The sequence below is a fragment of the Campylobacter concisus genome, from assembly GCF_902460845.1.
Classification (GTDB): Bacteria; Campylobacterota; Campylobacteria; order Campylobacterales; family Campylobacteraceae; genus Campylobacter_A; species Campylobacter_A concisus_X.
On the sequence record NZ_CABPVS010000006.1, the window covers coordinates 179,208 to 187,669 of the forward strand.

The 8,462-nt window shown below is 30.5% G+C and carries 9 protein-coding genes and 1 pseudogene; all 10 read right to left on the bottom strand.

The window, feature by feature from the left end:
• On the bottom strand, positions 1-774 hold a 774-nt coding region (locus F3H00_RS09325; RefSeq protein WP_149703822.1), incomplete at its 3' end, for a glycosyltransferase family 2 protein.
• A gap of 10 nt (positions 775-784) precedes the next feature.
• Positions 785-1,534: a glycosyltransferase gene (locus F3H00_RS09330; RefSeq protein WP_187424111.1), complete on the bottom strand. Its 750-nt coding sequence runs from the start codon at positions 1,532-1,534 to the stop codon at positions 785-787.
• Between the two features lie 12 nt (positions 1,535-1,546).
• Positions 1,547-2,572 (bottom strand): dTDP-glucose 4,6-dehydratase, encoded by a 1,026-nt coding sequence (gene rfbB, locus F3H00_RS09335; protein ID WP_103628994.1) that lies wholly within the window; start codon positions 2,570-2,572, stop codon positions 1,547-1,549.
• Positions 2,569-3,444, bottom strand: coding sequence for a glucose-1-phosphate thymidylyltransferase RfbA (gene rfbA, locus F3H00_RS09340; protein WP_103628995.1), 876 nt, complete (start codon positions 3,442-3,444; stop codon positions 2,569-2,571). Before rfbA ends, rfbB begins: the two co-directional genes overlap by 4 nt.
• Positions 3,441-4,526: a DegT/DnrJ/EryC1/StrS family aminotransferase gene (locus F3H00_RS09345; RefSeq protein ID WP_148800028.1), complete on the bottom strand. Its 1,086-nt coding sequence runs from the start codon at positions 4,524-4,526 to the stop codon at positions 3,441-3,443. The genes rfbA and F3H00_RS09345 overlap by 4 nt, the downstream gene beginning before the upstream one ends.
• Entirely contained in the window at positions 4,527-4,886 is a 360-nt protein-coding gene (locus F3H00_RS09350) for a sugar 3,4-ketoisomerase (RefSeq protein WP_103619371.1), read from the bottom strand.
• A complete protein-coding gene (locus F3H00_RS09355) occupies positions 4,887-5,837 on the bottom strand; it encodes a glycosyl transferase (protein WP_148800025.1) in 951 nt (316 codons plus the stop codon).
• Positions 5,837-6,631: a TIGR04325 family methyltransferase gene (locus tag F3H00_RS09360; RefSeq protein ID WP_148800023.1), complete on the bottom strand. Its 795-nt coding sequence runs from the start codon at positions 6,629-6,631 to the stop codon at positions 5,837-5,839. Before F3H00_RS09360 ends, F3H00_RS09355 begins: the two co-directional genes overlap by 1 nt.
• Entirely contained in the window at positions 6,628-7,527 is a 900-nt protein-coding gene (locus F3H00_RS09365; RefSeq protein ID WP_222862602.1) for a glycosyltransferase, read from the bottom strand. The genes F3H00_RS09360 and F3H00_RS09365 overlap by 4 nt, the downstream gene beginning before the upstream one ends.
• A gap of 322 nt (positions 7,528-7,849) precedes the next feature.
• A pseudogene (locus F3H00_RS10400) lies at positions 7,850-8,462 on the bottom strand (hypothetical protein); the annotation flags it as partial.

Genomic DNA, 8,462 nt, shown 5'->3' on the forward strand with positions numbered 1-8,462 from the left:
GGGCAAAAAACTTTGAAAATAGTCATTAAAAAGATCTTTTTCTATTAAAAATTTGCGCACTGATTTACTAAAATTAGCAAAATCCTCAAGAGCTTTTTTATTGTTTGAAAAACTATTAGAAAGCGAGTTGAGGTTCGTTCTATAATGATAAAATGGTTTTGCGATATGAGTAATTTTTTTTGCTTCATAAAAAAGTTGTAAATTTACAAAACTATCTTCACAGTGCGAAAAATGCGGAAATTCAACATTTTCATAAAGCTCTCTTTTAACCAATTTATCACACATGGAAACAGAAATTTCATGAGATAAAATAGCTTTTACGAAGTTCAAATTAGACTTTGGATGATTTTTTGTATAAAAAAAACTTTTTACAACGCTTTTTTTATTAAATTTTTTAATATAGTCAAAACAAACTATGTCTGCATAACTTTTTCTAGCTTCACTAATCAAAGAACTTACCATATCTTTATCGACCCAGTCGTCACTATCTACAAACAAAATATATTTACCATTTGAAGCATCCAAACCATATTTTCTAGTAAGACTTGATCCGCTATTTTTTATATTGTTGATAATTTTTATATCATCTCCTCTATTTGGGTATCTTTCAATAATATCCTTCAAAATTTTTATAGAACTATCTGGAGTACAATCATTTACAAAAATATACTCTATATTGTTATAGTCTTGCTCTAAAAGCGTAGTTACACACTTTTTTATATATTTCTCCACATTATAAATAGGCACTATTATGGATATATCATAATCTTTCATTTATATATCTTTATAATTTTCTAAAATTTTTAATAAGTCTTAAAATAAATAGAGTAGTTTGCATAAATTTATTTTCACCCATGGCTATTTGAACTCTATAAAATTCGCAAAGAGTTCCTAGCATATCAATGCTACTAACTCCATCATTTGAAAATTTACCGACAATACTTTTTATAACTTTTATCTTTGCTCCATAATTTGCAGCAGTCAATACAAATAACTGATCTGCTACTATTGGAAATTTTCTTGAATAGTAACCAAGTTTTTGATGAAGACTTGTGCGATATATTGAACCTACAGCATGTCCAGAGATGTAGTGAGCTTGTGCCTTTAGCCATCTTGGCCCACTATTTGGCTCGATTTTGCCATTATTAGTATCAATACAAGCTGTTACTATGTCTACACCATCCCCCATGGCTTTCTTATAATCTTGAATAGCATTTGGATAAAGCTCATCATCAGCACCGATAACAAGATAGAATTCTCCATTACAAGCTTTTATGCCTCTATTTAAAGCATCATAAATCCCAAAGTCTTCGCCCGAAATTACTTTTATATTTATCCCACCAGTATTTTTTAAAATTTCTAAAGTCTTATCGCTAGACGCTCCATCAGAAATGATCCACTCAAAATCTTTATCGACTTGCTCTTGCAGACTTTTTATCAATCTAGGCAAGAATTTTTCTGCATTATAAGTTGCAGTAATTACGCTAAGTTTAGTTGGTTTTTCATTATAGTTTTTATAATAAATTTCTTGCAACACTAATAGGCCTTAATATACACATTGATACTTTCTTAAATACCACTTGATAGTTTTCACTATTCCGCTATCAAAATTCTCATCCGCTCTCCATCTTAGATCATTTTCTATCTTACTCGCATCAATAGCATATCTCCTATCATGTCCGGCTCTATCTTTCACAAATGTGACTAAATCCTTATATGAGAAATTTGAAATCGGTACCTCTTTGTCCAAAATAGTTGTAATGGCATTAACTATTTCTATATTAGTCTTTTCGTTTCTTCCTCCAATATTATATGTTTCACCACTTTTCCCGCCATGAAATACGGCGTCTATTCCCTTGCAGTGATCAAGTACATATAACCAATCCCTTACATTTTTACCATCGCCATAGACCGGTATTGGTTTTTTTACAAGGGCATTTTTTATAATTGTCGGTATAAATTTCTCGTCGTGTTGCTTTGGACCATAGTTATTTGAACAATTTGTAATTACCGTATTTAGTCCATATGTCTCATGATATGATCTAACTATCATATCAGATGAGGCCTTAGATGCTGAATACGGAGAATTCGGTGCATACGGTGTTCTTTCGGTAAATAGTTCATCTGGATCAAGGCCAAGGGTTCCATAAACCTCATCTGTGCTAATATGATGAAATCTCGAGTTTTTATACTCCTCCTTATAGCTAAATGGGCCTTTCATCCAATGTTTATAAGCCACATCTACCAAGGTAAAAGTTCCATTTATATTTGTCTGTATAAATACGTCTGGACTTTTTATTGAGTTGTCCACATGAGATTCAGCAGCAAAATGAATAACACTCTTCACATCATATTCTTTAAATATAAATTCTACCAATCCTCTATTACAAATATCTCCTTTGATAAATTTATAATTTTGATTTTTTTCGCACTCTTTTAAATTTTCTAAATTCCCCGCATATGTCAGAAGATCCAAAATTACCAATCGATAGTATGGATGCTTCTCTAAAAAATACGGCACGAAGTTTGACCCTATGAAGCCGGCACCGCCAGTTACTAAAATGGTGTTCATGTATTAGCTACCTTTAGAAGATATTTCCCATAGCTATTTTTAGATAACTCGTTTCCTAACGCTATTAGCTGTTCTTTTGAAATATACCCCTTTTTATAAGCTATCTCTTCTATACAAGCTATTTTCAGCCCTTGCCTTTTTTCTATTACCTCTATAAAATTACTAGCTTCCAGCAAACTTTCATGCGTTCCGGTATCAAGCCATGCATACCCCCTACCTAAAACCTCTACATATAGTTTTTCTTGCCTTAAATACTCTTGATTTATAGTAGTTATTTCCAACTCACCTCTATCTGACGGCTTAACATTTTTAGCTATTTGCACGACGTCATTTGGATAAAAATACAAACCTATTACAGCATAGTTACTCTTTGGGCTCTTTGGTTTTTCCTCAATGCTTATAGCCTTTTTATTTTTATCAAATTCAACAACGCCATAAGCCGATGCATCATCGACGTAATAACCAAACACAACTCCCTTTTTATCATTTTCTACTTTTTGTTTGCTATTTTCAAGTAGTTTTATTAGACCTTCGCCATATATGAGATTATCACCAAGTACCAAACAAACGTCATCATTTCCTATAAATTTTTCACCTATTATAAAAGCTTCTGCAAGTCCATTTGGATGATTTTGTATGGCATACTGGATATCTAATCCTAAGCCGCTTCCATCTCCGAATATATCCTTAAATCTATCTATATCTTTTGGAGTAGAAATGATCAAAATTTCTTTGATATTAGCAAGCATAAGTACTGACAATGGATAATAGATCATTGGCTTATTGTAAATTGGCAACAACTGCTTAACTATACCCTTTGTGATTGGATAAAGCCTAGTCCCGCTTCCGCCGGCTAATATTATTCCTTTCATTTATGCCACCTATTCATAATATCGCAAATTTTTAATATATCTTCTTCCTTGTGAAAATAAGATATAGGTAAGCTCAAGGTCGTATTATGTATCTCTTCGCTTATTGGGTACTGGCCTTCTATTATGCCCTGCATAGATTTTTGTCTATGTGGTGGCAATGGATAATGTATTTCAGTTTTCACTTCATTTTTAAGAAGATAATTTTTTAGTTCATCTCTGTTTTTATGTCTAACATTGAATATATGATAAACATCAAAATAATCCCTATCCGCAACAGGTTTTATAAACCTATCATCCAAATTTTTTATATAGATCTTTGCTAGCTCTCTTTTATGATTTGTAATTTCATCTAAAATTTCAAGTTTGGCCGATAAAAAGCCAGCTTGAATTTCATCTAATCTTGAGTTATAGCCTAGTTCATCATTATAGTATTTTATAGCAGAGCCGTAGTTTCTAAGAGATCGAAATATCTTTGCCAAATTCTCATCATTTGTAGTGATAGCTCCGGCATCACCCAATGCTCCTAAATTTTTTGTTGGATAAAAACTAAAACATCCTATACCAAAACTACCAACAATTTTGTTCTTAAATTTAGCTCCATGTGCCTGCGCCACATCTTCAATTATCTTTAAATCATACTTATTTGCAATAGAGCAAATTTTATCCATATTGCAAGCCTTGCCATATAGATGTACAACTATAATCGCTCTTGTGTTTTTAGTTATTTTTTCTTCAATCTTATTTGGATCTATATTGTATGTATTTATATCGGGCTCAACCAAAATAGGTTTAAATCCATTTCTAACAATTGCTAAAATGGTTGCTATATACGTATTAGACGGTACTATTATCTCACTATTTTTAGGAAAATTACATGCATCTATTGCTAAGATTAGAGCGTCAAGGCCACTTGCAACCCCTATGCATTGTTTTACATTACAAAAAGAGGCAAAACTTTCTTCAAATTTTTTTACTTGATCTCCTAGAATAAACCAACCGCTATTTAGGAAATCATTAAAACTCTCTTTATACTTATTAAATAACTTTTCATTTGCCAGTCTTAAATTTTCATACTCGATCATTCAATACTCCTCGATAACATAATCATCTTTATTATAAAACTCTGAAGCAAAAACTAATAGAGTAGAGCCTTTCGTAAATTTATCCATAGTGTGCCAATCTTCTGGCTTGAGCAACAAGCACTTTGAAGGGCTATCTAGTAAAAATATTTCTTTTTTTTGCCCGTCATTTACATATACTTCACAACTTCCATCAAGACATATTAAAGCTTGGATAGTCTTTTTATGCCTATGGCCGCCCCTTTTTTGAGTCACGCCATATATGCAATAAAATCTCTTTATCTCAAACGGAAGCAGCTTTTCCATGACGGTAAGCCCGCCTCTTTCATCTTGAAATGTCGGCAAATCGATAATATAAGCCATTCATAGTCCTAAAATATAATTTTTATCGTAAACATTATAAGTATTTCTTATCCATCTTTTAATTTTTATAAGTGGCATCTTCCAACTTTTTTTAAGTTTTGTCGTTCCATGAAAATCATATTTATACCCTAGCTCTTCTAACCGTATTTTTATATCTTCCAAGTGAGATATATATGGCTTATATAAATTTTTTAAATCGAATTTTCTTAGTTTATAATTTCCAAATTCTAACTTGTTATTTTCTAAAAATTTAAAACCATGAAAATGATAAAAAATTAGCTCAAATTCTTTTTTAGAAAGATCATATTGTTGGATATTCCAAGGTGCAACTCCGCCGCCTAAATTTTTTAAAGAGTAGACCCCATTAAATCTATTTAACCAATCATCTAAATATTTTTGATCGCCGAATTTGCCATCTTCAAATCTAGCATAACACCACTCATTACAAGCATTTCTCCACCAGTTTAGTACTTCTATTCCATTTTTATCATTTTTAAAAGTCATAAACTGTACGCAATATATCCCGCTAGTTTTACTTTGATCATATTCTTTAGTATATCTATGCTCTGTTATTAAAACGGACTTTTCATCCAGCTCCTTAATAAGCACGGCCGGATTTGAGAAAAAATATAAATCTGCATCAAGATACGTACAACTACTAAGATTATATTTTTCTATACAGTACTTAATAATCGAGGGTGTACAAGTCCAGCAATATTCGCCTGGTGTTCTACTTTTTTTTATATTTAAAAGTTCATCATCTTCAAATTCTTCAAGCTGAATTATTGTTGCTGCTTCTAATTTTAACTCCTTTAGAACTTTGTAGCTTCTATCATCAAAAGAAAAAATATATAGATGAAATTTATCGCTATTCTTTTTAAGAGACTCATACATAGCTAAGCCACGAGTTAGGTAGTTGCTATCAAAAAGAGTGCAGTAGTTATATGACATTAGAATCCTTTTAAAATATATCCTTTGAAATAGTAATCTTCATATTTTCCGTCTAGGGCATCATACTCTTCGATAACAACGTATCCCTGGTCTTTTAAGAAATGCAGTAACTCATTTTCTTCAAAGAACCAACATGGATAACTAGCATCATAAATTTGAGGCGGAACCATTTGTAGTCTGATTTGTCTCTTTTTCGAAAAAGGAGTTCTATCTATCAAAATAAAATCAAAACTATTTTTTAATATACTCTTCATCAATTCATAAGGCTTTTCAATATACTGTAAAACACTTGATAAAACTAAAATATTTGGATTCTGTTCTTTCTTACAAGTTTCTATATCATAATAGAATTTTAGCCTACTATCTTGAAAATCTTTTTTACCAACGTCAACAAAATGCTTTTGCTCAACAATACTCCAAGAAACTTCATCAATTTCATCTAAGAATTTTTTATTTTGAAAATAAGTGCTTCCTAAACTTCCACCAAAGTCAAGCACCCTAAGCTCTCCTTTGGATTTTACATAAGCATACATTAGTCCAGCTAGTAGTGGCCAAGAATATTGGATCTTATCAAATATTACGCTATCTCTCTCAAAAACAGCTTCTTTGTTTTTAACCTTTAAAAGAGAGGCTCTGACCTTTTGTAATATTTCTTTGCTATCATAGCCAATGGATACCTTTTTGGCTTCTTCCCAAGTACTATAGCTACCCTTCCAGCCGTACTTGTTTGGCCTTAATCTCTTTAGAAGATTAAACAAAATGGGTGGAATTAAACTCTTAATAAATTGTCTCATAATTTAATTAGTCTCTTTACTTTTAATAATATTCTCTGTATCAAATTTGGATTTATTTTCTTAAAAAATATCTCAAATTTTTTTCTAGCAGTTAAATCTTCTTTAATGTCTATTTTATCAATTACAATATTTTTATTTAAATCTATATCAAATAAATTAGTTTTAATCTTACAATGGGTTGCCTGACTATCAAATCCAATATTTTGAACATAGCTTTTTCCTGGATAAAGAGTTAACATGCCATTTAAGAAGGTACTAGCATACCATCTAATAGCCCATGAATTATTTTTTCCTACAATTTGAGACTTTAGCATCTTGACAAATCCATAACTACCATTAAAATCTATCTCTTTTTCAAGTTTTAGTTTCCTTATTTCATCTAATAACTTTTGTCCATTTGGCTCAAAAATACTCCATTTATCACTCCAGGTAGCCCATCCCCAACAATCAGCCCCCTTGATAAAAAAAGTTTCAGGAAGGCCATCTATAGGATAAACATATCCGTGAATAGAGGCAACTCTTGGCTCGCCTTTGTATAGCTCTAATCCTTTATTCATAAAACTTAAAAAATAAGGACTTGTGATCAAATCATCTTCAAGAACTATTATCTTACCATACTCGTTTACAATCTTTGTAACACCGTCTATTATATTGCTAGCCAGACCAAAATTTCTTTCTCTTTGTATAATGGTAACCTTTTTAAATCCACTTACTTTTTTTATATATTCTCTTACTTCTGCAACTTTTATTTCATCATTTCGACTTTTGGCTGCATCTGAGTATATAAATATTTCACTTTGATTAGCCAGCTCATTAGCTAATAAGGCTTCTAATGTTTGTTTTGTATGATCAAGACGATTATATACAAATAATACTATGGGTGCTAAATCATCCAACTTTAAGTTATCCTTCCGTTTCTGAATCATAATGTATAACTTTTATATTTTTAATAAACTCTTTAGTATAGTTTTTGCAATAAGCACTTTTACTCCATTATATATAAATAGTTAATTTTATATATTTTTAATGCTATTCTGATTGTCTACCATTCTAAAATAACTACTTTTGATTTTTTAAATCTTATCCCTAGTCTATTGTTTTTTATTTTTAGTTCTAAATATTAATCTAGAAAATTATTTAAAAATTCAATAATATTTTACCTTGTTGTTTTTAGTTAAATCTTTCTCAAAATTTATTTCATTATAATTTCCTATATTCTTATTTAAGTAAATCTTCAAACAATAAATCAAAATTATTATTTTGATTATTTTCAACCTCATAATAATAATTTTCAATAATCAAATCTAAATTATCATAATCAGGCTGGTATCCATTTTTTAGAATTTCTAATGCTTTTTTGCAATCATCATCATTTTTTATATCAAAAACCCCATTTACTTTGGTTAAAGCCGATGTGTTTTGAGAAAAAGCAATAAAAGGCTTTTTCATTATTAAAGACTCAAAAAATATAGTTCCATTTATAGATGAAGCAGCAATTGAGTTTTCTAAAAGAAGTCTACTAGATATATTGCTTTTTATCAAATATGTATTTGGTAAATTTTTAATCTCATCATAAAATCTTTTTGTTTTAAACTTATGTAAAGTAGCTAAAAAATAATACGTTGTTTTATTGTTTAGATTTTGATGCTGATGAGGATGTTCTTTTACATACAATTTCCATCCATTTGGCAAATTTTGAGATATTGTCTTTATGGCAACTAGTTGGTTAGCAAAAGTTGTTCTAGCAAGTGTTGCAGCCTCTGGCTCCATATGAAGCGAGTAGTAAACATATTTTTGAGATGGATCAAAATCGATACACAGACTATTATAA

Coding starts and splice junctions, on each gene's coding strand:
- rfbB (WP_103628994.1), bottom strand. CDS start 2,572: ATGAACACCATTTTAGTAACTGGCGGTGCCGGCTTCATAGGGTCAAAC.
- rfbA (WP_103628995.1), bottom strand. CDS start 3,444: ATGAAAGGAATAATATTAGCCGGCGGAAGCGGGACTAGGCTTTATCCA.
- F3H00_RS09345 (WP_148800028.1), bottom strand. CDS start 4,526: ATGATCGAGTATGAAAATTTAAGACTGGCAAATGAAAAGTTATTTAAT.
- F3H00_RS09350 (WP_103619371.1), bottom strand. CDS start 4,886: ATGGCTTATATTATCGATTTGCCGACATTTCAAGATGAAAGAGGCGGG.
- F3H00_RS09355 (WP_148800025.1), bottom strand. CDS start 5,837: ATGTCATATAACTACTGCACTCTTTTTGATAGCAACTACCTAACTCGT.
- F3H00_RS09360 (WP_148800023.1), bottom strand. CDS start 6,631: ATGAGACAATTTATTAAGAGTTTAATTCCACCCATTTTGTTTAATCTT.